The sequence below is a fragment of the Autumnicola aciditolerans genome (assembly GCF_041679265.1).
GTDB lineage: Bacteria > Bacteroidota > Bacteroidia > Flavobacteriales > Flavobacteriaceae > Autumnicola.
On record NZ_JBGFSM010000008.1, the window covers coordinates 70,743 to 93,320 of the forward strand.

General features: G+C 39.3%; 22 protein-coding genes and 1 tRNA gene. 10 read left to right on the forward strand and 13 right to left on the reverse strand.

Annotated elements, in window-relative coordinates:
- Window positions 1-7 precede the first annotated feature (7 nt).
- Together AB8M93_RS10245 and AB8M93_RS10250 are read right to left on the reverse strand one after the other, a co-directional pair.
- Window positions 8-898 (reverse strand): 3-hydroxyacyl-CoA dehydrogenase family protein, encoded by an 891-nt coding sequence (locus AB8M93_RS10245; protein ID WP_373057486.1) that lies wholly within the window; start codon window positions 896-898, stop codon window positions 8-10.
- A 166-nt stretch (window positions 899-1,064) separates the two neighbouring features.
- Complete coding sequence (locus AB8M93_RS10250) at window positions 1,065-2,024, reverse strand: Gfo/Idh/MocA family protein (RefSeq protein ID WP_373057487.1); 960 nt, start codon at window positions 2,022-2,024, stop codon at window positions 1,065-1,067.
- A gap of 133 nt (window positions 2,025-2,157) precedes the next feature.
- Here AB8M93_RS10250 and AB8M93_RS10255 point away from each other — a divergent pair, with 133 nt between their 5' ends.
- Window positions 2,158-2,802 (forward strand): protein-L-isoaspartate(D-aspartate) O-methyltransferase, encoded by a 645-nt coding sequence (locus AB8M93_RS10255; protein WP_373057488.1) that lies wholly within the window; start codon window positions 2,158-2,160, stop codon window positions 2,800-2,802.
- Between the two features lie 109 nt (window positions 2,803-2,911).
- Here AB8M93_RS10255 and AB8M93_RS10260 read toward each other — a convergent pair whose 3' ends face one another.
- The 3 genes from AB8M93_RS10260 to namA form a co-directional block, all read right to left on the reverse strand.
- Complete coding sequence (locus AB8M93_RS10260; protein ID WP_373057489.1) at window positions 2,912-3,928, reverse strand: M28 family metallopeptidase; 1,017 nt, start codon at window positions 3,926-3,928, stop codon at window positions 2,912-2,914.
- 162 nt (window positions 3,929-4,090) lie between these two features.
- Entirely contained in the window at window positions 4,091-4,795 is a 705-nt protein-coding gene (locus tag AB8M93_RS10265) for an SGNH/GDSL hydrolase family protein (RefSeq protein ID WP_373057490.1), read from the reverse strand.
- A 52-nt stretch (window positions 4,796-4,847) separates the two neighbouring features.
- Window positions 4,848-5,918, reverse strand: a complete 1,071-nt coding sequence (gene namA / locus AB8M93_RS10270) for an NADPH dehydrogenase NamA (protein WP_373057491.1) — start codon at window positions 5,916-5,918, stop codon at window positions 4,848-4,850.
- Window positions 5,919-6,142: 224 nt separating this feature from the next.
- On the opposite strand from namA, the gene AB8M93_RS10275 reads away from it, so the two are divergent.
- A tRNA-Ser gene (locus tag AB8M93_RS10275) sits at window positions 6,143-6,227 on the forward strand.
- 156 nt (window positions 6,228-6,383) lie between these two features.
- Here AB8M93_RS10275 and AB8M93_RS10280 read toward each other — a convergent pair.
- From AB8M93_RS10280 to AB8M93_RS10295, 4 genes are all read right to left on the reverse strand, one after another.
- Window positions 6,384-7,604 carry an MFS transporter gene (locus tag AB8M93_RS10280; protein ID WP_373057492.1) on the reverse strand — a complete coding sequence of 407 codons (1,221 nt, stop codon included), beginning with the start codon at window positions 7,602-7,604 and terminating at the stop codon, window positions 6,384-6,386.
- Between the two features lie 40 nt (window positions 7,605-7,644).
- Window positions 7,645-8,409 (reverse strand): DUF481 domain-containing protein, encoded by a 765-nt coding sequence (locus AB8M93_RS10285; RefSeq protein ID WP_373057493.1) that lies wholly within the window; start codon window positions 8,407-8,409, stop codon window positions 7,645-7,647.
- 124 nt (window positions 8,410-8,533) lie between these two features.
- Window positions 8,534-10,048, reverse strand: coding sequence for a S41 family peptidase (locus tag AB8M93_RS10290; protein ID WP_373057494.1), 1,515 nt, complete (start codon window positions 10,046-10,048; stop codon window positions 8,534-8,536).
- A gap of 17 nt (window positions 10,049-10,065) precedes the next feature.
- The gene (locus tag AB8M93_RS10295) at window positions 10,066-11,388 is read right to left on the reverse strand and encodes a glycoside hydrolase family 88 protein (protein ID WP_373057495.1); all 1,323 of its coding nucleotides are present in this window, start codon (window positions 11,386-11,388) and stop codon (window positions 10,066-10,068) included.
- A 167-nt stretch (window positions 11,389-11,555) separates the two neighbouring features.
- Between AB8M93_RS10295 and AB8M93_RS10300 the strand changes: the two genes are divergently transcribed.
- Window positions 11,556-12,434, forward strand: coding sequence for a sulfotransferase domain-containing protein (locus tag AB8M93_RS10300; RefSeq protein WP_373057496.1), 879 nt, complete (start codon window positions 11,556-11,558; stop codon window positions 12,432-12,434).
- 7 nt (window positions 12,435-12,441) lie between these two features.
- Here AB8M93_RS10300 and AB8M93_RS10305 read toward each other — a convergent pair whose 3' ends face one another.
- Window positions 12,442-12,900 (reverse strand): hypothetical protein, encoded by a 459-nt coding sequence (locus tag AB8M93_RS10305; protein ID WP_373057497.1) that lies wholly within the window; start codon window positions 12,898-12,900, stop codon window positions 12,442-12,444.
- Between the two features lie 278 nt (window positions 12,901-13,178).
- On the opposite strand from AB8M93_RS10305, the gene AB8M93_RS10310 reads away from it, so the two are divergent.
- From AB8M93_RS10310 to AB8M93_RS10320, 3 genes are all read left to right on the forward strand, one after another.
- Window positions 13,179-14,048 carry a hypothetical protein gene (locus AB8M93_RS10310; RefSeq protein WP_373057498.1) on the forward strand — a complete coding sequence of 290 codons (870 nt, stop codon included), beginning with the start codon at window positions 13,179-13,181 and terminating at the stop codon, window positions 14,046-14,048.
- 296 nt (window positions 14,049-14,344) lie between these two features.
- Window positions 14,345-14,683, forward strand: a complete 339-nt coding sequence (locus tag AB8M93_RS10315) for a hypothetical protein (protein ID WP_373057499.1) — start codon at window positions 14,345-14,347, stop codon at window positions 14,681-14,683.
- A 390-nt stretch (window positions 14,684-15,073) separates the two neighbouring features.
- Window positions 15,074-16,651 carry an NADP-dependent glyceraldehyde-3-phosphate dehydrogenase gene (locus AB8M93_RS10320; RefSeq protein WP_373057500.1) on the forward strand — a complete coding sequence of 526 codons (1,578 nt, stop codon included), beginning with the start codon at window positions 15,074-15,076 and terminating at the stop codon, window positions 16,649-16,651.
- A 43-nt stretch (window positions 16,652-16,694) separates the two neighbouring features.
- Here AB8M93_RS10320 and AB8M93_RS10325 read toward each other — a convergent pair whose 3' ends face one another.
- Window positions 16,695-17,372, reverse strand: a complete 678-nt coding sequence (locus AB8M93_RS10325) for a M15 family metallopeptidase (RefSeq protein ID WP_373057501.1) — start codon at window positions 17,370-17,372, stop codon at window positions 16,695-16,697.
- Window positions 17,373-17,575: 203 nt separating this feature from the next.
- Window positions 17,576-17,731: a hypothetical protein gene (locus AB8M93_RS10330; RefSeq protein WP_373057502.1), complete on the reverse strand. Its 156-nt coding sequence runs from the start codon at window positions 17,729-17,731 to the stop codon at window positions 17,576-17,578.
- Between the two features lie 36 nt (window positions 17,732-17,767).
- Between AB8M93_RS10330 and AB8M93_RS10335 the strand changes: the two genes are divergently transcribed.
- The 3 genes from AB8M93_RS10335 to AB8M93_RS10345 all read left to right on the forward strand — a co-directional run bounded on the left by AB8M93_RS10335 (window position 17,768) and on the right by AB8M93_RS10345 (window position 20,348).
- A complete protein-coding gene (locus AB8M93_RS10335; protein ID WP_373057503.1) occupies window positions 17,768-18,331 on the forward strand; it encodes a hypothetical protein in 564 nt (187 codons plus the stop codon).
- Window positions 18,332-18,479: 148 nt separating this feature from the next.
- Window positions 18,480-19,244, forward strand: coding sequence for a LytR/AlgR family response regulator transcription factor (locus tag AB8M93_RS10340; RefSeq protein ID WP_373057504.1), 765 nt, complete (start codon window positions 18,480-18,482; stop codon window positions 19,242-19,244).
- The gene (locus AB8M93_RS10345; RefSeq protein ID WP_373057505.1) at window positions 19,245-20,348 is read left to right on the forward strand and encodes a sensor histidine kinase; all 1,104 of its coding nucleotides are present in this window, start codon (window positions 19,245-19,247) and stop codon (window positions 20,346-20,348) included. It begins immediately after the preceding gene.
- A 27-nt stretch (window positions 20,349-20,375) separates the two neighbouring features.
- Here the strand turns inward: AB8M93_RS10345 and AB8M93_RS10350 are convergent, their stop codons facing one another.
- Window positions 20,376-21,458 carry a Gfo/Idh/MocA family protein gene (locus AB8M93_RS10350; protein WP_373057506.1) on the reverse strand — a complete coding sequence of 361 codons (1,083 nt, stop codon included), beginning with the start codon at window positions 21,456-21,458 and terminating at the stop codon, window positions 20,376-20,378.
- A gap of 182 nt (window positions 21,459-21,640) precedes the next feature.
- On the opposite strand from AB8M93_RS10350, the gene AB8M93_RS10355 reads away from it, so the two are divergent.
- The gene (locus AB8M93_RS10355; RefSeq protein WP_373057507.1) at window positions 21,641-22,564 is read left to right on the forward strand and encodes a L,D-transpeptidase; all 924 of its coding nucleotides are present in this window, start codon (window positions 21,641-21,643) and stop codon (window positions 22,562-22,564) included.
- Window positions 22,565-22,578 lie beyond the last annotated feature (14 nt).

Sequence of the window (22,578 nt, forward strand, 5' to 3'; positions counted from 1 at the left end):
GAGTTATTTAAGATTCAAATTGTAAAGAAACTTTTTCTGCTTTCTTACTTTCGGAATAGTCATAAAAGCCTTCGCCAGATTTTACACCGAATTTTCCTGCCCTTACCATTTTAACCAGGAGGGGACAGGGCGCATATTTTGGATTTTTAAAGCCGTCGTGCATAACTTCTAAAATAGAATGGCAAACGTCAAGGCCAATAAAATCTGCCAGTTGAAGCGGCCCCATGGGATGGGCCATTCCAAGTTTCATCACGGTATCGATTTCATAAACCCCTGCCACACCATTGTAGAGTGTTTCTATGGCTTCATTAATCATAGGCATCAATATGCGATTGGCCACAAAGCCCGGATAGTCGTTGACTTCTACAGGGACTTTGTTCAGCTTTTCAGAAAGTTCCATGATGGTTTTGGTCACTTTATCGCTGGTATTATACCCGCGGATGATCTCTACCAGTTTCATGAGCGGCACAGGATTCATAAAATGCATCCCTATAACCCTTTCAGGATTGGAAACCACAGCTGCGATTTGCGTGATGGAAATTGAAGAAGTATTGGAAGCAAGAATGGTGTTTTTAGAACAATTGCTGTCCAGTTGCTTAAATATTTTTAGTTTCAGCTCTTCATTTTCGGTCGCGGCTTCCACCACGAGATCCACATCTTTAACCCCGGAAGGAATATCGATTTGCTGAGTGATATTTTTAAGGGTTTCTTCCTTTTGCGCTTCAGTGATCTTTTCTTTGGAAACCATGCGGTCCAGGTTTTTAGAAATAGTATCTATTCCCTTCTGAAGATTTTCTTTAGAAACATCTATAAGCTGGACTTTGTATCCAAATTGTGCAAAAGTATGGGCAATTCCGTTTCCCATAGTTCCTGCACCTATTACTGCAATATTCTTCATTTCAATTATTTTAAATTCTGAATTTTATTAATTTTAAGCTCTAAGCTCTAAGCTCTAAGCTCTAAGCTGTCAGTAGTGAGTTTTTTGTTTTTCTACTTTTTCAACTTCCCACTCTCCACTCTCCACTCTTCACTTCCCATTCTTCACTCTCTTAAACTTTTAACCATTAAAAACCTGCAATGATCTGGTTGGCTATTTTAAGTGCCCGTGCTCCCTGTTTTAAGGTCACCATAGGCTCAGTATCATTATTTATGGCATCAGCAAAAGTTTCCAGTTCTTCCAGGATGGCGTTGTTAGGGGCAACATCGGGATTGTCAAAATAGATCTGCTTTTTCACCCCTTCCGCATTCTGGAGGATCATGGCAAAGTCATCGGGATTTTCAGGAGCATCTTTCATTTTCACCACTTCGCATTTCTTCTCCAGAAAATCTACTGAGATATACGCGTCCCGTTGAAAGAACCTCGATTTTCTCATATTTTTAAGCGAAATACGGCTGGCCGTAAGATTAGCCACGCAACCATTTTCAAACTCAATTCTTGCATTGGCAATGTCTGGCGTATCGCTAATCACAGAAACTCCGCTCGCGTTTATACTTTTTACTTCAGCCTTAACCACACTCAAAATAGCATCAATATCATGGATCATTAAATCCAGTACCACAGGAACATCTGTTCCCCGCGGATTGAATTCTGCCAGGCGATGCGCTTCAATAAACATCGGGTTTTCTATACGTGAAACCACCGACTGGAAAGCAGGATTAAACCGCTCTACATGCCCCACCTGGCCTTTCACCTTAAATTTTTCAGCAAGGGAGATTAACTCCTGTGCTTCTGCAAAGGTATTGGTAATAGGTTTTTCAATAAAAAGATGTTTTCCCGCAGAAATTACTTTTTTGGCAACCTCAAAATGAGAAAGGGTAGGAGTAACCACGTCTACAACATCCACTTCCTGTATGAGGTCCTGCAATCCTGCAAAAGCTTTATAACCAAATTCTTTCGATACATTTTCAGCATTTTCTTTATGGGGATCATAAAATCCGACTAATTCATATTTTTTGGATTGATTAAGTAGTTTAAGATGTATTTTTCCCAGGTGTCCGGCACCCAGTACGCCTACTTTTAGCATAATTTTCAGGATTTAGCACAAAAATACTATTTTCAGCATAAATACTTTAGAAGATTCTGTTATAATCCCCGGGGTTTTTGTTTGTTGTTAAAGCTAATATTTACCTAATTTTACATTTTAAAATATTGAAACAGTGCTTAGGGACAACTTTAGACATAAAGGAAAGCGGCAGCAGCTGGTAAATACCATTAGAAAGAAAGGGGTCACCAATGAAAAGGTACTGGATGCCATTAACAGCATTCCTCGCCACCTGTTTATGGATAGTAGTTTTGAAGATCATGCCTACCAGGATAAGGCATTTCCCATAGCTGCAGACCAGACAATTTCTCAGCCTTATACCGTTGCTTTTCAAACCGAACTTTTAGAAATTTCCAAGGAGGATACCGTGCTGGAAATAGGAACCGGAAGCGGTTATCAAACCGCTGTATTATGTGAACTTGGGGCAAGGGTTTACAGTATAGAGCGGCAGCGGGAATTATACCGCAAAACCAGTAAATTTTTATCTAAAATTGGTTACCGCCCAAAGCAGCTGAGTTTTGGTGACGGGTATAAAGGCTGGCCGGAATATGCTCCTTTTGATAAGATTATAGTTACCGCCGGTGCGCCTCATTTACCAAAAAAGCTGCTTGGCCAGTTAAAAGTAGGGGGCAGGATGGTAATTCCCATAGGCAGGGATGTACAAATAATGACCATGTTCACGCGGAAGTCTGATACTGAATTTGATAAAAAGGAATTTGGAAATTTCAGGTTTGTACCGCTTTTGGAGGATAAAAATTGATTTAGGAATTTGAAAATGTGGAAATGCGAAATTTCAGAGTTATTTTATTTCAGATAAAAAAAGCCTCACGGAGAAATTCATGAGGCTTTTTATTTTTATATAAGAGTGCTTACTCAACGTCTTCTTCAGCTTTATCTACTATTAAGCGCTGCTCACGATTGGCGATTTCCCAAGCGGTAAGAAAAACAAGCTTTGCTCTTTTAGCCAGGGCTTCATAGTCAATTTTATCTGGTGTATCGGTGATTTGATGATAATCTTCATGTACCCCGTTAAAATAGAAAATGATTGGTACATTGTGTTTCGCAAAGTTGTAATGGTCACTTCTATAGTAGAAACGGTTTGGATCGTTTTCATCATTATACTTATAATCAAGGTCCAGGTTTATGTATTTTTCATTCACCTCTTCACTTAGTTCATGCAATTCTGTACTCAATTTATCGCTTCCAATAAGGTAGATATAGTTATCATTGCCTTCATGTTCGGGATCTATACGCCCAATCATGTCAATATTAAGATCAGCAACCGTATTCTCCAGTGGGAATATAGGATGATCTGTATAATATTTAGATCCTACCAGGCCTTTTTCTTCCCCGGTATTATTTAGAAAAAGTATAGAGCGTTTTGGAGTATACCCGTCTGCTTTGGCTTCTGCGAAAGCTTCTGCAATTTCCAACACGCCAACAGTCCCCGAACCATCATCGTCTGCTCCATTAAAGACATTCCCTTCATCATCCATTCCCACGTGGTCATAATGAGAAGAAATTACCACAATCTCATCAGGCTTCTCACTTCCCTTTAAAAAGGCCACAACATTTTCAGAATCTTTTATATCTCCGTGAAAAAAGTTTGAAGGTACTTCCTGGAAGTAATCATCATTGCCCTGAGCGGCAGGAATTTTAAGGTTTTGATATTCCGTTTTTAGGTATTGAGCAGCTTTTTTTTGTCCCGGTTCTCCCGTTTCCCGCCCTTCAAATTCATCGCTGGCGAAGGTATATAGATGCGATTTTAGCTCTGTAGGAGTAATGGTGTTGGCATACTCCATAGGGTTAATATTATCAATATTTTTTTGCTGGGTACCACAGCTAAGGAGATTTGCCGTTAAGGCAATTAAAAGTAATTTTTTCATGTATAGGTTCAAATGCTATCCTGAACTTTACAGGACAGGCTGGTTTAACAAATCCCTCTAAAGGGTTTTAAAATGATCAACGGCAAGATAAGTATTTTGTGCCATAGCAACATTCTGGGATAACAATATCTGTTCCAATAGCTAAAAGAACCGCTTTATTTTTTACTGAAGTGCTCTTTTAATAGCATCTTCAACCAAGGGTTCCATAACATCATATCCGGCCGAAGTGGGGTGTACACCGTCTTTAGAAAATTCTGCTTTCATACCCTCTTTCTCATTTTTCATTTCTGAAAAATAATCCAGGTAAATGTGGCCATTTTCTTTGGCGTATGACTTCAACCAGTTATTGATTTCAGCAATTTTTGCCACAGGTTCCAGTCCCGGCCGCCAGGGATAGTCATAAACAGGAAGAATAGAACTCAAAATCACCTTTATACCATTAGCTTCAGCCAATTGGGCCATTGCTTTTATATTATCGGTGATCATCTTTACTGAAGAAAAACCGGTATTTCCCGCAATATCATTAGTGCCGGCAAGAATTACCACCGCTTCCGGTTTAAGATCAATTACATCGGGGATAAATCGGATAAGCATTTGCGGGGTGGTTTGCCCGCTAATTCCCCTTCCCAAATAGTTATTTTCTGAAAAGAATTCGGGATGCATATTGGCCCAGCCTTCGGTTATAGAATTTCCCATAAAAACAACTTTGGGATAGTCTTCATTTTTAAGAATTTCTTCATTTGAAGTCCTGTATTTTTTAAGATTTGGCCAGTCCTGACTCATAAGTTCTTTATATTCTTCTTTTTGGGAAAATACGCTTAAGCTTACCAGCAGGAGAAGCAGGCTTACTAAATTTTGCTTTTTCATAATAATGGAATGCGGTTAAATTAAACAAAGGTTTTTAAGAAACAAATTTAGGCTAATTTCTCCTTTTAGCGCGTTCATATTGAGGAGGCCAGGAGATTTCTTCCTCCAGATCACGTGCAGCTTTTAAAGCGAAATAGGGTTCTCTTAAAAATTCCCTCGCCATAAAAATAAGATCTGCTTTATTTTTGGCGAGAATATCTTCGGCTTCCTCTGTTGTAGTTATTAATCCAACTGCACCCGTAGCTATTTTAGCTTCAGCTTTAATTTTTTCAGCAAACTTCACCTGGTAACCTTTAGCAACCGGAATTTTTACATCAGGAAGGAGTCCGCCAGAAGAGCAATCTATCAGGTCTACTCCTTTTTCTTTTAAAATTTTGGACAATTCTACCGATTCTTCTTCATTCCATCCATTTGCTACCCAATCTGTAGCAGAAATTCTTACAAAAAGAGGAAGGTTCTCCGGCCATACTTCTTTTACGGCTTTCACAACCTCTAAGAGGAAGCGAATCCTGTTTTTAAATGTTCCGCCGTACTGATCATTTCTTTTATTGCTAAGGGGAGAAAGAAACTGGTGGAGCAGATACCCATGAGCAGCATGAATTTCTACTACCTGAAAGCCTGCTTCTAGAGCACGGGCTGCGGCTGCCTTAAAATCTGTGATAATTTTTTTGAGTCCGTTTTCATCTAATTCCAGTGGAAGCGGATTCTCACTTTTAAATGAAATGGCACTGGGAGCAACCGTTTGCCAACCTCCGGAATTTGCATTTAGAAATAGCCCGCCTTCCCAGGGACGGGAAGTGCTGGCTTTGCGGCCGGCGTGGGCCAGCTGCGTACCCATAGTTACTCCCTGAGAATTTGCAAATTGCACGATTTCCTTTAGTTTTGGGATATGTTCGTCTTTCCATATCCCTAAATCGTAGGGAGTAATCCTAGCTTCAGGAGAAACAGCAATAGCTTCTGTAAAAACCAATCCCGCACCTCCCACAGCACGGCTGCCTAAATGTACCAGATGCCAGTTATTGGCAAAACCATCTTCGCTGCTGTACATGCACATAGGGGAAACTACGAGCCTGTTTTTTAATTTTATTTTTTTTATGTGACAAGCTGAAAAAATATTTGACATAGCACAGATTTTATTTTTAAAGATAAGCGATTTTAGCAGGAGCAGAAGGGAGTTTTAGAAAGTTCTTAAGGTTTTAAAGTGAAGGAGGAGTTTAATTATTTGTAATACAGCAGATTATAGAATAGATTGAAATGTATTCTAAAAAACATCAGGAAAATTTTTCAAAAATTAAAAAGCGTGTTATATTTGCACCCGCATTCAGCGAATAGCTGATGAGGCACTCAGGAGAAATGGCAGAGTGGTCGAATGCGGCAGTCTTGAAAACTGTTGAGGGTCACACCTCCGGGGGTTCGAATCCCTCTTTCTCCGCAACTTAAATTAGAAAAGCCTTGGTAATCATTAGATTTCAAGGCTTTTTTCTTTCTTCTGGTTGTTGTAGTGTTTTACTGATGAATTTCTCATGTAATATTTAGGTGAAATAAGAATTTCTATCCGCACATAATTTTATTTCTCTTCAGCTAAAATTTAATAAACCTTCACGGCTTTGCGGGACTTCTTCTTTAGTAAGTGTATAGAATAAAAAATGGTCCCTATTAAAGCCAGTCCAAACAGGAGATATCTTACCGAGATATCCAAAGTTGTTGTTATATCTCCCGAAGAAGAAATAATAAAGCTGGAAACAGAAGTAATGATATAAAGAAGGCCGCCAATTAGACCGCCGGCAATGCCTGCACTTCCGGGAAAGAACAGCATGTTCTGGGTGAAATAATTTGTAAAAATAAAGCCAGAACAAATATGTATTAAAAAAGCAAAAGCAATTAAAAGCACCAATTGGTCCAGCTGAGTTGCAGCAAGGCTAAAAGCACCAAGTAATACTCCTTGCAGAAGTGTAGAAAACTTAAGTTTCCCGCCAAACCTGAAATTAGAAAATGTTTTGCTTAAAATACCACCAATCATCCAGGCAAATCCCAGAATAAGGGTGCAATACCCGGTGGTAACTGAATTGAAATTAAAATGATGTTCTACCACAAAGGGCCCTGCAATGTTAAATATCATTACCATGGAATAGGCCAGCCCGAGAATTAAAATTCCAATAATAAAAGCCTTGTTTTTTAGCATGGCAGCATATTGCAAGGATGTTTTTTTGAGATTGAATTTTTTAAAATTTCTAATAGTTTCCCCGCTAAAAAGCAGTTCTGAAAAAAATAAAATTGCGGCATAACCGGCCAGGAAATAGAAATTTGCATGCCAGTTAAATAGATTTTCCAAATACCCGCCAAGGAAAGGTGCTATAATAGGGCCGCAAGACCATACAATAGTGAAGTAACTTAAATAATGCTTCCTCCGTTCTTCGTTATAGACATCTACAAAATAGGCTCTTTTAGCCACTACAATAAAAGAAGTTCCAATGCCCTGTACAATTCTCCAAAAACATATTAGCCAAACCTGGTCTGTAAGGGTGATGGCGAGACTGCTTACAAAAAGAGCAGCCAGGGAAATAAGCACCGGCCTGTACCTTCCCACGCTATCCAGCAGGCTGCCTACAAAAAGCTGGGCAAAGCCATAACTAAGAAAAAAGCAGGTTAGAGTGAGTTGGATACTTTTTTCAGAAACCGCCAGGTTCTGGGCCATGGAGGGGAAGGAGGGCAGGTAGATATCTGTCATGAACCCTGAAAGTGGTATTGTAAAAAAGGTGATGATGGTGGCAACCTGCTTTTGCTTTTCTGAAGCAGTCTTTAAGTGCATAGATAAAGATTATATTATAGGCAATTTACTACATTCTCTTTTACAAACTAATTCCAACCCCAATATTCAGATTAGAGGTATACTCCATAGTTTGCAGGGGTGTTTTACTATCATAGTAATAGTTATAGAGGGCAAAAACTTTAAACCATTTAGAAAGAGGGATATCAAAGCGGAATTGTTCCAGCAGCCTGTAATCGGCAAAATTTTCGTAAAGCGGCTGGTAATAAAAAGTATTGGCTATAGAGAAGCGCTGCGATTTGAAAAAATAGGAAAGGCTGATGTAAGTGCTGTTCCTGTGATTATATTCAGTGCTTTGTGCTTTGTCGCTATACTCTACTTCATACATATAACTGTTGCCGGCATAAGCATTAAAATACTCCCTGTCCATCCACTTAATCCTTAAGCCAAGGCCCACCAGGTTTCTTTGCTTTACTACCAGGAGCTGGTTATACTGCCCCTGTAAAAAACTTTCGAACCTAAGCAGGTTGCTTAATTTATAATTGAACCTGCCATGCAGGAACCAGGATTTCTGAAGGCTTTTGCCATCAGAATCTATCAACTGGTAATTTCCCAGCAACAGGTAAGCTTTTTTTAGGTCTTTAGATTTTATCTGGGTGGTAAGGGCAGCGTCAATTTCATTTACCTGGTTCCCGTCATTATTGGTGTAATCATAAGAGATGTCGGCATTAAGTGCAAATTTAATGGAATCTGTCTGCATGCGTTTAGATTCTATATTCACCAGTTGCGCATACATAAACCCAGGGAACAATGTGAGAGCCAGAAATGATAAAAGAATTCGGGTCATCCTGATTTTTAGAACAAATTTAATCCAAATTCGGGGATTAGGTCTTGATAGATTCCTGATTTAATTTTCCATTAAAAAAGCCCGGCAATTTTACCGGGCTTATGTGTTTTGAGAATGGGATGCTCTAAAATTCTTTATCTCGCATAATTACAGGCAGTTTATCTATAAACATTCTTTGATATCCGGGTTTATTCATCCCGCTTTCTCCAACCGGGGTAAAATCGCGACCCGCTTTCATAGAAAATTCACTTTTCCTGGTAACCTGTGCTTTGCCAAGAATATCATTAATAGCAGCCTCTAAAAGAGGTTCAGAAGCTTCGCCTAAAATTCCAAGATCATTTAAATCTTCAGCTAAAGTCACGTCCGGCTCCAATCCGTCGAGATAATCTGATTTCCCGTCTGCATTGGCCGATTTAAATACGAGAGGCTGAATGGCATAGGTATGATTCTCATTGGCGTTTTCCCGACTGTAATCCGGACTGTCATACAAGGTGACCGATGCCTGAAATTTACCGGTGGTAGTTTCCCCAATTTGAACCACATTAATGTAGGGTTTCAGTCCATTAATAACTAATTCACTCGCAGAAGCTGTACTGGCACTGGTAAGGATGTACACTTTGGATAAATGCAAACTATTAATGGATTCCTGGGTTCTTATGCGGGAATCAAACCTGTTGATAAGGCTTTCGGGCTGTTGTGCTTCAAAATAAGACTGGTATTCTTCATTCCATTGTTCCTTCATAAAAACATCTCCTTCAAACTGGCCGGTGATCATACTGGCAAGGTCTACGGCAGATTCTACAGAGCCACCACCATTATAGCGTAAATCCACCACCAGGTTAGTAATTCCTTCAGCTTTAAAATTGGCAAATGCGGCATTTAGTTCATCATCAAAATCTCCAATAAAGCTATTGTACATAAGGTAGCCTATCTTTTCTCCTTCCACTTCCAGTGTTTTTGCCAGGAAAACAGGATTTTCTGTATACTCGCTCCTGCTAAGTTCTGCTGTTTCATCGGTCATGATAATGCTGCTGTTTTCAATCCTTCCAATATTTATAGTAAAGGAATCGGCGTCCAGTAAATCTGAAAAGTTATTAATGGTTAGTTTTTGACCGTTTACTTCAGTAAAAACCGTGCCCCTGGTGAGCCCGGCTTCGGCTGCGGGAGTATTAGGCACCACGTAGCGTAGAAATGCAAAAATATTATTGGTGCCGCTAATAGAGCCAAGTCCAAACTCCATACCTGCGGTACTACTGCTTATGCCTTCAAAACTTTCTTCCAGGGAGATGTAATCATCTGTAAGAAAACTGAAACGGTCTCGGGAAGACACTAAATCTTCAAAAAGGCCTTCCGGGCTTCCGTAATTTCTTAAGAACCCGGCTTCTTCAGCATCAGAAGCAAAGTAGTCATTAGCCAGTTGCGGAATATCTGCCTTATACAGGTAAATGTCATTCATCCCGGAATAAATAAATTCTTCAATTTCAATATCCTCTGCTTCCAACAGGTTTTCTTCCGGATTTCCAGAATTTTCTCCTGAAGTTTCAGCTAACGTATCTTCTGGGATTTCAGTGTCTTTTGTGCAGGAAGTAAAACTTAATCCAAGAAGTAAAAGGCTAATCAATAGTTTTATGGATCTCATATATTTAATGTCGTTTATTATAATAATTTATAAAGGCAATTGTCTTCCAGCCCTTTACGCTCATTAACTATGCCAGTAATTTGCTTCTTTTGTATATTATCCATAATGTCAATTGCTTTACCAGGCGGTGGATAATTTTTATAACGCAGCAAAGCTTCTGTAAAATAATAGTCCCCGTAGGTAAGTGGCACATCTACTTCAGAATTTTGGGGTAAATGCCCCACCCCGTGCTTTAGAATAAAACCGCCATTTTTCCCTTTTTCAGCTAAATATTCTTTATTCATTAAAGAGGATAACATCTTCTCTGCTGCCTGGTAGTATTTCTTACCGGGCTTTTTATCTACATACCTGGCAAGCTCGAGCAGGGCAGAAGCGGTAATAGCGCCTGCCGAGGAATCCTTTAGGGCATCGGGCAGGTTAGGAGCGTTAAAATCCCAGTAAGGAATCATATCTTCTGGAAGGTTGGGATGGTTCAGGATAAATTCAGCAATATCTTCTGCCTGCCGCAGATATTTGGGATCTTTGGTTTCACGATAGGCTACAGTAAACCCATATAATCCCCAGGCCTGCCCCCGTGCCCATGCAGAGGCATCTGCGGCTCCCTGTGCAGTACGTTTTTCCAATATTTCTCCGGTATTTTCATTATAATCAACTACATGATACGAACTGTTGTTATTCCTGAAATGGTTCTTTAGGGTAGTATTGGCATGGGTAATGGCCATTTCCTTATACCTGGAATCGCCGCTGTATTCTGAAGCCCAGAAGAGCAATTCCAGGTTCATCATATTATCAATAATTACAATAAAAGAATCGCCGTCTGAATCCCAGGAACGTATGGCTCCAACTTTTTCATTAAATCTTGAGGCCAAAGATTTGGCACTGTTCATCAAAATTTCAGGGTAATCATCCTGTGGATTTAGGCGGTTCGCATTACCAAAACTGCAAAACATCATAAATCCAAGATCATGGGTAGAAGTATTAAATTGTTCTTTTTTAAGCGCCTTCATAATTCTATCGGCTTCTGTTTTTAAAGCAGGATCTCCAGTTGCCTCGTAAAGGTAAAGAAGAGTTCCCGGGTAAAATCCGCTTACCCACCATTCAGAACCGCTGGTTTCAAAACGATCTTCCTTAGCGTAATATGTTTTAGGAAACCTGCCATCGGGTAGTTTTCCGGCCATAGATTTATATTGATTTGCGGCTAGTTGAAGTGTGGCATCAATTTTATCTTCTGGAATAGCTTTATGGCTTCCGCAAGAAGAGATTAAAAAAATAAGTGGAATAAAAAAAAGAAGGCTGTGACTGTTCAGGCTTCTTAAATCTTCAATTAAATTGTTCTTCATAGTTTAAGCTTTAATATAAAAATAGCTAAGGTGCTTCAGGTGCTTTTAAAAGTAGCGTATGATCCTGCTATAAGTGTAAATATAAACTATTATGGGAAAAGGCATGTTAACCGGCTGTTGCCGCAAAGCCATCCCGGCTTTTTTCCTATTTTAGAGGAAAAATTTAAATGACCACCCTTCAAATTGGATATCCTAAATCAGGAAATTTCTGGCTTTATCAAATCCTTCAGCGCATCCTGCAGTATAAAGGAGAAAACACCACCGCTTTTATTCAGAAGCATCCTATCCAGGAGCTGGCAAAAAACTGGGACCTTAACTATCCTGAGCAGTCCCTAATAGACATGATAGATATTACAGATTTACAGGTGAGCTATAGGATTAGCAGTATTTTTAGGATGCCTGTGGAAGATCTTTCGGCGTATCTTAAGGAAACCAGCCACGTCTGGACGCACTCGCCGGTTTGTAAAGGGAGTACTCCTGTTTTTAATAATTTTGACAAGAAGATTTACATCATAAGAGATCCCCGGGATGTCGTTATTTCGGCCTCAAAATATTTCTGTTCAGCGTATATGAAAAAATATTTTCCGCAGGAAGAGAAAGAACCCAAAAAATACCTGGAAAGACATTTTGACCGGATGATGACGGAATGGGTGTGGCATGTATGGGATCATTTAAGACTGAGTGAAAAATATAATATACAGGTATGTTTTTTTGAAGGGTTCAGAAACAATTTTCAGGAAGAACTTTCCGCGCTGCTGCAGTATTTGCAGGTAGCGCTAACCCAGGAACAAAGAGAAAGCCTGGAGAAAGCGGTGAGTTTTAATAATCTGAAAAAAGAAAACCCGAAACATCTAAGAAAAGGTACTTCCGGATATTGGAAAGAGCAATTATCTGAAGCTTATAAACAAAGAGCCATGGAAATAGCTGGGCCACTGCTGGAATATTTAGGATATGCAGGGAACAAAGAGGGCAAGCGCCCGAAAAAGTTTCCGCAGGGTCATTTTGAGACTTTGAAAAATGAAATCATGGCCTCACATAAAAAATGAAGCCGACCTACCAGATTCCCAGTTGCCTACCAATGGTTTTTAACTGGCCAATATGGTATCCGGTATGGTGTAAAATGGTCATGGCTGCCCAGGAAATGGTTTTTCCGTTTTGCTGAACTTTAAAAATTGGCGTTTCCGGATTATCAATAATGGCCTTAACCTCCTTAAGTTCCTTTTCATACTCAGCAATGGCGTTTTCCCATTCTTTCCTGGATTTAGGCTGATGGTTTTCCGGCCAATGCGCGTCTGGCCAGACATTGGGATTATTTCCGGGATCCTTCATAAACTGAAGAAGCGCCTCTTGCCTCGCCTTAATATGACCTAATAAAATCCAGGCAGAAAAATGCAAACCATTTAAAATTACTGCGCATTTATCATAGGAAAATTCCCTTAGCAGTATAACATTAGGGGCAAAACCTCCTTCAAGCAGTTCAGAAATTTGCTGCCGGACTAATTTTTCATCCATTCATGATAGCTTTAGAATCTCAAAATACTAAAAGATTAGGAGCAGGATTTCAGATTTTATAAAATTTAACATTTGTCTTGTTTTTCTGATTCTTCAGATGGGAAAACGCCTTAGAGCTATTCGTTTAAATTTTTTCTTACTGAAGTATGGACAGAAAAATTGAAGATGTTATGGTTTTTGTAATAAATATGTACTGCAGGAGCAGCATATCCATTGACGAAACTCTTTTTTATTTGCTAATAATTTTTAGATTAAAACCAAACACAAATAGGGGGATAATGAATAAGACAAATACCGAAATACAGTTTGAAACTGAAGAAGAACTGTCTCAAAAAGCACAATTTCGAATTATTGGTTTATCCAGAAGCGGAAACCACGCCATCATCAACTGGATATTAAACCAGCTAAATGGCAGGTTTTGTTTTTTAAATTGTACCGAGCCTAAGCATAATCCTTATTCTACCGCAAGGCCTTTAAATCAGGAGGACGGCAAGGTTTATCGTACCAACATTCCTGATTTTGATCTTCAACAGGAGCAGGCGGGCAAATTCTCAAAAAAAGATTATTTGCTTTACAACCATGAGGACTGTTTTCTTGGCCCATTACAAAAAACGGAAAAGAATGGGCTTGATGAACACTGGTTGGGAGCTTCAGCAATAAAAAAAGATATACTCATTTTAAGAGATCCCTTTAACCTTTTTGCCAGCAGGATTAAAGCCGGGTTGCTTCGCGGGCATTATCCCGGCCACGGCGGTAAACCCATTTCTGTAAAAACGCTACAACGCATTTATAAACAGCATGCAAGGGAATTTTTAGATAATAAATACCTGCAGCATAAAGTATTGGTAAATTACAATTCCTGGACATCAAATAGAGAATACCGCCGTGAAATCTCTAATGAGTTGGAAATACCATTTTCGGATGAAGGTTTTAAGGAAGTTAGCAATGTGGCCGGGGGAAGTTCTTTTGACGGTACACTATATTCCGGGCAGGCCCAAAAGATGAATCTTCATGACCGGTGGAAAAAATTTGCAGGAGACAAGGAATTCTGGCAAATGTTTGATGCGGAAATGGTAGATTTATGTATTAAAATTTTTGGCAAAATCCCTCCTGTAGCTTTTGCTGAAGCAAACCTCCTTTCTTCCTGAAATTGGGAAAAACCTACCCGTTCTTATGGATAGCATGATTATCTTTTCTAATGGAAAGACGGATTGAAATGAATAATTACTGATGGGATTATAAAAAATCCCATAATTTTCTGTTAAAAAATTAGACAGGTCAGGAGATTTGGAGGAATTCTAATCCTAAATTTTGTTAAAATATGATCGAGAAGGTTTAAACCCCTGTAAATATCTGGTTATGAAAGTGTTTTGGATGAAACGCAAAATTTGTAGATAAAAGGTATTTGTTTTAACTTTAGCTTAAAATTTAAAGCTCCCCGATCATGCAAATTTCTAAGGATGTTTATGTACTGAATCTTTTAAAAGACGGTATGGCCTATACCGAGTTTATAAGGGATTCTTCCAAAGAGCACTGGGAAAAATTACTTAAATATAAACTGGTGCGCACAGATGCTTCCGGTAAGGTTTATCTTACGGAGGAGGGAAGGGTGGCACGAGTCATAGGAATTGAAAAATTCTTAAGGGCAGAAAAAATGGAAAATGAAATGCAGGACCTGGACTTTAGCCGGTTTGCATTACATACTAAAATATTGGTTGGGATAGCCCTAGTACTTTTATTTTTGCTGATCTTTCTTCTCTGGAGCCATGGAATTTTTATGTAGAAAACTTTCTTACACCTTTACGATTGCTATAAACCCTAAAATGCTTTTCTCTCCTGGTCACTCCTTTAGCTTTAGACCCCTATTGGTATTAGACGCTTAGCTGAAAAATGCACATTTCTGATTGATGGGGCACGAAACTTCAAAAAGTTTGGACTTACCGCTGTTTGCTTTATCTTCAGGAAACAGGATTCAATTTTAATTGCCATACAGGACACAAAAACCCGCTCAAAAAATTTTAGCTCAAGAATCCAGTAATTATAACTTTCTACTTGTTTAAAATGGAACAAAATTGTGACAGATGTGCTTTTTATGTTGTTTTTTTGTTAAAGCAAAGGAAACTCCTTCTCTTGCGCATCTGTAATGAAAAAGTAACTACTAAACAACTAAAATATGAGTAATGAACATGCTTTCGATATAAAGGAACTTCTGCATCAGGAGACCTACCTTGGTGATGGGGAACTTAAAAAGTGGGAAGGCAGGAAGGATGAAGTTTTTTCCACGATATCTTCCACTAAAAATTACCAGAAGACCCTTTTAGGTACTGTGCCACATATGGATGAGTCTACTGCGCTGGAGGTCCTGGATTATGCCTGTAAGGCTTATGATAAAGGAAAAGGGGAGTGGCCAACTGCAAAAGTTTCCTACCGCATAAAATGTATGGAAAATTTTGTTTCACAAATGAAAGCAGAACGGGAGAAGGTTGTGAAGTATTTAATGTGGGAAATTGGAAAATCGCTTCCCGATTCCCAAAAGGAATTCGACAGGACGGTGGAGTATATTTATGACACTATTGAGGATTACAAACAACTGGACCGGGACAGCGCGAAATTTTCTAAACGGGATAATGTAAACGCACATATTCGGCGGGGCCCGTTAGGCGTGGTGCTATGTTTAGGCCCCTATAACTATCCTTTGAACGAAACTTTTGCTTTGCTGATACCGGCCTTAATAATGGGAAATACGGTAGTGTTTAAACCTGCCAAGCATGGAGTGTTGTTACTCTCCCCATTGCTGGAGGCCTTTAGGTCAAGCTTCCCGAAAGGAGTAGTAAATATTATATACGGCAGGGGCAGGGAAGTGGCGGCACCAATTATGGCAACGGGAAAAATAGATGTGCTCGCCCTTATTGGCAACAGTAAATCTGCCATTGCCCTGCAGGACCAGCATCCGCATAAAAACCGGCTAAGGCTTGTCCTGGGGCTGGAAGCCAAGAATCCTGCCATTATATTGCCTGATGCAGACCTGGACCTTGCGATACAGGAATGCATTTCAGGAACACTTTCCTTTAATGGGCAGCGATGTACTGCTTTAAAGATTATTCATGTTCACGAAGATATAAGGGAAGAATTTAACAGCCGCTTTGCTAAAAAAGTAGATGACCTGAAATTTGGCAATCCTTGGGAAGAAAAGGTGCAGCTAACTCCACTTCCCGAGCCGGAAAAACCTGCGTACATCCAGGAACTTATTAAGGATGCGCAGGAAAAAGGTGCAACCATATTAAATGAAAAAGGCGGCGAAATTTCAGAAAATTATATTTACCCGGCCGTGCTTTATCCCGTGACTACAGAAATGCGGGTGTACCAGGAAGAACAATTTGGCCCCGTAATTCCCATAAAGCCTTTTAATTCTATTGAAAACCTGCTCGATGAAATTGCCGATTCAAACTACGGCCAGCAGGTAAGCCTTTTTGGAAAGGATATTGAACAACTGGCGCCGCTTATAGACACGCTTGTAAACCTGGTTTGCCGGGTAAACCTTAACAGTTCCTGCCAGCGTGGGCCAGACGTTTTTCCGTTTACCGGAAGAAAAGACTCGGCTGTGGGAACTTTAAGCGTTCATGATGCTTTGCGCTCCTTTTCTATCCGAACTTTTGTAGCGTCTAAGGATAATCCTTACAATAATGAGATCCTTCAGGAATTGCTGTCCAGTGATAAATCCCATTTTGTGAGTACCGATTATATTCTTTAATGCTGAAAAAAGCCTGCACATCATTGTGGCAGGCTTTTTCATTTTATTCCACGGGGAAATCGAAATAAGTCTCGGGATAAGGCTCATCCCGAAGGGTATAATGCCACCATTCTTCAGAATAAGATCTAAAGCCATGCCTGCTCATCACATTTTTAAGAAGTTGGCGGTTCGCTTTTTGCTTTCGGGAAACTTTTTGGCTGTTGTGGTGGGAAATACTTCCGAAGAAATCAAAAGGACTACCCATATCCAGTTCCTCTTCTGTGCCGGCATCTACAATAGTAAGGTCTACCGTACTTCCACGGGAATGCCCTGAACGGGTGGCAATATAACCTTTGCTGAAAAGGTTTTTCTTCCTTACTTCAGGATAAAATTCCTGTTTGGCGAGGGTATCAGTCTCAATTTTAGCCCAGGATACAAAATTATCTACCGCCGACTGTGGCCGGTAGGCATCAAAAATTTTAAGGCAATAGCCTTCCTGCAGTAATTCCTCCTGAACCTTTTTAAGAGCCGTAGCAGCAGGCTTACTAAGTATAGCTTTTGGCTCATGGTAAGCATTTACAGGCCTGCCCATAAAATTATGTTTCCCGGCATATCGTATTTCTTCCAGGATATCTGGAATTACCTGTTTTACATACACAAAATCTTCCGGCAATACAGAAGCCTGTTTCGTATTATTTGCAAAGAAAAAAGTGAGAAACAAAAAGAGGATCGAAAATTTCATACCAGAGATAAGTAAGCAGTTAAGAGCTTTAGCATCATTGTAACAAGGGTATGAATTTAAAAATTCTTCCTGTAAACTCCTTCTCTTTGAGCCCAAAAGATAAAAAGAGTTACAGGAGCAGCTTTCACGAGGTTACAGGCTTATTTTCTGCTGCAGATGCAGTGAATCTCTAAGATTATGATGTGAAAAATATAATATACTGGTTAAAAGCCATTTACATACAAAAAAGGATCCTGTTGCGTTGTGCTGGTGTTTAAATCATCCATAGGTCTTTCAATTACTTTTTTAAAGGTGTTGGCATCATTTGTCCTTTTTAGAAGGGAGGTTTCCTGTAGTTTAGCTTCATAATCATCAATCAAATAACGTATAATATTAACTTTAAAAAACAAATAATCATGAAAAACCTAATCTTATTGCTAACATTATTAATGGTTTGTACCTATGGGAATGCTCAGAAAGATCAGAAAATTACACAACTGGAAGAAGCAAAGGTGGGATTTGCACCTCTGGATGTAAAAATTGAAAGAATGGGAGACAGCTATTCCTATAAAGTGAAAGAAAAATTTACCGGCGAATTTTTAAAGAATCCTATTGGGTTTATGAACGCCAACTTCGATATTCACAATTTTATTGCAGAAGTGGGCGATAGAAAATACGATACCTATGTAATTACCTTTGAAAATGGAAATGGTTATCTTCAGGCAGATTTCGATAAAGAAGGAAACTTAACAAGAACCTTTCAAAAATTTAAAGATATTCCTCTTCCAACAGCTATTTCCCGTGCGGTCCTAAGAGATCATAAAGGCTGGACAATTACCCGTAACAAAGTTGTTGCACGTGGTACCGGAGAGTATATAGATAAAGCCACTTATCGTATGAAACTTGAAAAAGATGGAGAGAAACAACGCATTAAGTTAGATGGCCGGGAAGAAGGTATAGCGGGCTTAGCAAGTAATTAAGAGGCTAATAACTTATCCTTTTATAAAAAGCAGCTGCCGGAAATATTTCCGGTAGCTTTTTTTTAGGTTTATAATTTTTCAGAAATAAACAGCATTATTAAAATGAAAATATGGAAATTAGTAATATTCAATTTTCAGGATTAAATTTATGAAGGCACTTGTGGTTGACGATGAAGAACTTGCCAGAAGAAGGATAGTAAATCTTTTGGAAGATGTTAATGAAATTGAGATTATTGGGGAATGTACCAACGGTCAAACTGCTATAGCCGAAATTAATTCGCGGAAACCCAACCTGGTTTTTTTAGATATTAATATGAAAGACATGAACGGGTTTGAGGTGTTACAAAAGGTGGAAATAAAGCCCAAACCTATTGTGATTTTTGTGACCGCGTACGATAATTATGCGCTAAAGGCTTTTGATGTGGAAGCATTTGATTTTCTTCTGAAGCCGTTTAAGGATCAGCGTTTTTTTAAAACCATAGATAAAATCCTGAAAACTACGAAAACAGAAGCAGATTCTCATTTTGAAAAGCGGATGATGGAATTATTCCATACCTATTCCAAATCTAATTCAAATCTCAAAAGCGCCAATAAAATTGCTGTGAAACAGGGCAATAAAACGGCTCTTATCGATCCGGACAAAATTCTTTACATCCTGGCTTCAGGCTATTATGCTGAAATCTATACCAATAATAATAAGTACGTCTTAAGGGAATCTTTAAACACTTTATCTGAAAGCCTGAATAGCGATAATTTTTTGCGAATCCACAGGTCCAGCATCATTAACCTGGAACATATACAGGAAATTGTTCATTCAGAATTTTCAGAAATTGATGCGCGAATGATTGATGACAGGCTACTGCGGGTAAGCAAATCCCATAAGGAAGAATTTTTGGAAAAAATCGGAATTTAAATGACCCTTGATACCATTCGTAAAAAATATATCGATATAAAACTCGTCCTGCTACTGGCGGGTTTTTATCTGTTATTTGATGTTGTTCTTATCGCAAAAGTAGCCTACATGCAAAGCGTGGTGATGCATGATGAATCCTTTTCCTGGACCTCTTTCCTTTTTCATAACATCCTGCTGGACTATGTAATAGTGGTAAGTTACATGACCATAATTGCCATAAGTACCAAACGCTTCCTGAATAAGAATTATTCCTGGGTAAGGATCATCACCTTCCATACCATTTTATCTATTGTAATTGGTATGGTGATACGCCTTATCCTTGATTTTTACATCATCTTAACGGGCCGCCAGACTTTAGCGGAATATGATTTTAGTGAAAGTGTGTATGCCTTTATGTTTGTGATAGATCTCAATTTCCTTATCTATTTTGCAATGGTCTTCATTGTTTACACCTATTATTATCTTAAACAGGTAAAGGCGGCCGAGAAAAGGCATGTGAAACTGGAAAACCAGATCGTAAGGGCAAGAATGAAAATGCTTTCTTCCCAATTGCAGCCCCACTTTTTGTTCAATACGCTTAATTCCATTTCGGTTTTAACAGATATTGATGCAGGAAAGGCCAAAGATACCATTGCAGATTTAAGCGATTTCCTCAGAGAAATTCTGTATAAAAGCGAGAGTACCGAGATTAACCTGGATGAAGAACTCCGCATTCTGGAATACTATCTCAATATTCTTCATGTAAGGTTTTCAGATCATTTAAAAATAACCAAAGAGATTGAAGAACCTCTCCGATATAAAAAAATTCCGGCCCTGCTCTTACAGCCTTTAATAGAGAATTCTATAAAACATGGCTACTCTTATGACCATACAGACCTGCACATTAATATTGCCGTATATAGTGAGCAGAAAAGATTTGTTCTGAAAATCACCAATGATGGGGCTTCAATCACCCAGTCTCACGCAGAGCTCATGGAAAAGGGAGTAGGATTAAAGAATATAGACGACAGGTTGAAGAACCTTTATGGCAAAGAATACCTTTTTGAAATCCGCAACAGGGAAAATGGCCAGGGGGTAGAAACCATTATAAAAATTCCATTATAACAGGGGTATGTTTCTTTGTATGCTCTTTTATAGAGTTAACCTTTGACCATTTTTACTGGCAGATTCATAAATTTTTTCCACAATAACAATATCCTTTAAACCCTCTTCTCCGGGAACAATTACCGGGCGGTCATTAATAATAGCCAGCGCATCATCATCCATTTGCACCGCCTGCTGGTTCTTTCCAAAAGGTTCTAAAACAGTTCCGTCACTCGCTTTTCCTTTTACTCCTGAGTAAGCCTGGAACGGGTCCAGGTAATAGCCGCCGTTGGCGCAGTCTATATCCAACCGGTTCAAACTTTCTCCAAAACTGGTACGGCAGTTAGCGGTAATTCCTTCCGGAAATTCCAGGGTAAAAATGGTGGTTTCATCTACTTCATCAAACATTTGCGGGCGGCTTGTGCTTTGGGTTGCACTTACGGCAACGGGTTCCATACCTGTAGAATATCTTGCTCCGTTTAAGGAATATACGCCCATATCGTACATGGCGCCACCGCCCATTTCTTTTTCTAACCTCCAGGGGCTTATGTTGATACCGTAAAAACCGGCATTTGCCTTTAAGCCTTCAATTGCTCCAAAGGGTTTGGTTTCTGCCCACTTCATAATGGTTTGGGTGTTTGCCTCATGTTGCATCCTGTAGCCTATAGACAGCTTTACTTTGTTTTTATTGCAGGCCTCAATAATCGAACGGCATTCCTCTGCGGTTTTGGCCATAGGTTTTTCGCACCATACATGTTTTCCCGCATTAGCTGCTTTAATGGCATATTTTGCATGTAAGCTGTTGGGAAGAACAACATAAATCACATCAATATCACTGTTGTTGGCAATGCGATGCATGTTTTCATAATTGTAAACGTTAGCATCTTTAATGTTGTATTGCTTTTGCCATTTCGGAATTTTCTCCGGGCTACCGGTTACAATTCCCCTTAGCTCACAATATTCTGTTTTCTTTAAGGCGGGAGCCAGCAAATTGGTGCTGTAATATCCAAGCCCCACCAGGGCCACGCCAAGTTTTTTGGCAGGTTGAGCAGAAAAAAGGCCGGGAAAGGGTAAGGTGGAAGCTGCCAGGAATAATCCCGATTTTTTCAAAAATGTACGTCTGTTTTCCATAACTCTAATTTTAAATTCAGTAAGTTAAAGAATTTAAGTGAATGAGGGTAACATTAAAATTTTTATACTTAGATCAACAAATTATTAACTATTCCTTGGCTTTCTGTAAAGAGACAGTAAGGTAATTTTGTTTATCTATTAATCAAACCGGAAATTAGATTTTGTTCTACTATAAGATTAAATTGAAGCAGTTTTCCCTACTTCTTATTTGTTGCCTTCTTGCTTCCTGTTCTAAGGATTTAGATAAAGAGAAACAACCGGTACAGGAAGCACCTGTTACCGATACAATTATAAAAAAAAAGCAAAAGGAACAGCCGAAAGAGGAGAAAAGAATCGCCATACATTATAGTATGGATTCCCTGCAAACCAGGCAGGCACTGGATAGTCTTAAAGCACAGTATACCGATGAAGAAAGGGCAATGATCTTTGCTCTTAACCGGATTGAGGAATACCGGGTTAAGCCTGGAATTCCTGTTATTATACCAGATACTTTAAGTAAGGATTTTCTTCTCTACAGCCCTTTTCCAAAGAAACTCGATCTCCTGGATTCTATACCCAAGGCGGTGCTCATTGCACAAAGGATACAGGGGTTTGCCTTATATGAATCAGGAAAACTGGTTCATTGGGGTCCGGTAAGTTCCGGGAAGCAATCCACGCCTACACCAAACGGCCTTCATTATGGAAATTATAAAGCGAAGCGAAAAGTAAGCACCGTTAATGATGCCTGGATCCTGCCGTACTATTTTAACTTTCTTAATTTTGATGGGGTGGGAGTACACCAGTATAATATGCCTGGGTTTCCTGCCAGTCATGCCTGTGTGCGACTAAAAATGCAGGATGCCAAATTTATATATGACTGGGCAGAGATGTGGGAGCTGGAAAAGAACCAGATCAAACATAACGGTACGCCATTTATGGTTTTTGGAAAGTATAATTTTGATGCTCCTGCCCCATGGCTTAATCTGGCCAAAGATTTTAAAGCAGATGACCTTAACGAGGAAGAACTGGAAACCCTGAGGAATTATGTAGAAGAATATCAGGCAGATCCAAGAAACTTTAAACAACCAGAAGCACCGCAAATTCAGGATAAGGAAATGGCATCCTGACATTTCTCCTTACC

Coding starts and splice junctions, on each gene's coding strand:
- AB8M93_RS10245 (WP_373057486.1), bottom strand. CDS start 898: ATGAAGAATATTGCAGTAATAGGTGCAGGAACTATGGGAAACGGAATT.
- AB8M93_RS10250 (WP_373057487.1), bottom strand. CDS start 2,024: ATGCTAAAAGTAGGCGTACTGGGTGCCGGACACCTGGGAAAAATACAT.
- AB8M93_RS10260 (WP_373057489.1), bottom strand. CDS start 3,928: ATGAAAAAATTACTTTTAATTGCCTTAACGGCAAATCTCCTTAGCTGT.
- AB8M93_RS10265 (WP_373057490.1), bottom strand. CDS start 4,795: ATGAAAAAGCAAAATTTAGTAAGCCTGCTTCTCCTGCTGGTAAGCTTA.
- namA (WP_373057491.1), bottom strand. CDS start 5,918: ATGTCAAATATTTTTTCAGCTTGTCACATAAAAAAAATAAAATTAAAA.
- AB8M93_RS10280 (WP_373057492.1), bottom strand. CDS start 7,604: ATGCACTTAAAGACTGCTTCAGAAAAGCAAAAGCAGGTTGCCACCATC.
- AB8M93_RS10285 (WP_373057493.1), bottom strand. CDS start 8,409: ATGACCCGAATTCTTTTATCATTTCTGGCTCTCACATTGTTCCCTGGG.
- AB8M93_RS10290 (WP_373057494.1), bottom strand. CDS start 10,048: ATGAGATCCATAAAACTATTGATTAGCCTTTTACTTCTTGGATTAAGT.
- AB8M93_RS10295 (WP_373057495.1), bottom strand. CDS start 11,388: ATGAAGAACAATTTAATTGAAGATTTAAGAAGCCTGAACAGTCACAGC.
- AB8M93_RS10300 (WP_373057496.1), top strand. CDS start 11,556: ATGACCACCCTTCAAATTGGATATCCTAAATCAGGAAATTTCTGGCTT.
- AB8M93_RS10305 (WP_373057497.1), bottom strand. CDS start 12,900: ATGGATGAAAAATTAGTCCGGCAGCAAATTTCTGAACTGCTTGAAGGA.
- AB8M93_RS10310 (WP_373057498.1), top strand. CDS start 13,179: ATGAATAAGACAAATACCGAAATACAGTTTGAAACTGAAGAAGAACTG.
- AB8M93_RS10315 (WP_373057499.1), top strand. CDS start 14,345: ATGCAAATTTCTAAGGATGTTTATGTACTGAATCTTTTAAAAGACGGT.
- AB8M93_RS10320 (WP_373057500.1), top strand. CDS start 15,074: ATGAGTAATGAACATGCTTTCGATATAAAGGAACTTCTGCATCAGGAG.
- AB8M93_RS10325 (WP_373057501.1), bottom strand. CDS start 17,372: ATGAAATTTTCGATCCTCTTTTTGTTTCTCACTTTTTTCTTTGCAAAT.
- AB8M93_RS10335 (WP_373057503.1), top strand. CDS start 17,768: ATGAAAAACCTAATCTTATTGCTAACATTATTAATGGTTTGTACCTAT.
- AB8M93_RS10340 (WP_373057504.1), top strand. CDS start 18,480: ATGAAGGCACTTGTGGTTGACGATGAAGAACTTGCCAGAAGAAGGATA.
- AB8M93_RS10345 (WP_373057505.1), top strand. CDS start 19,245: ATGACCCTTGATACCATTCGTAAAAAATATATCGATATAAAACTCGTC.
- AB8M93_RS10350 (WP_373057506.1), bottom strand. CDS start 21,458: ATGGAAAACAGACGTACATTTTTGAAAAAATCGGGATTATTCCTGGCA.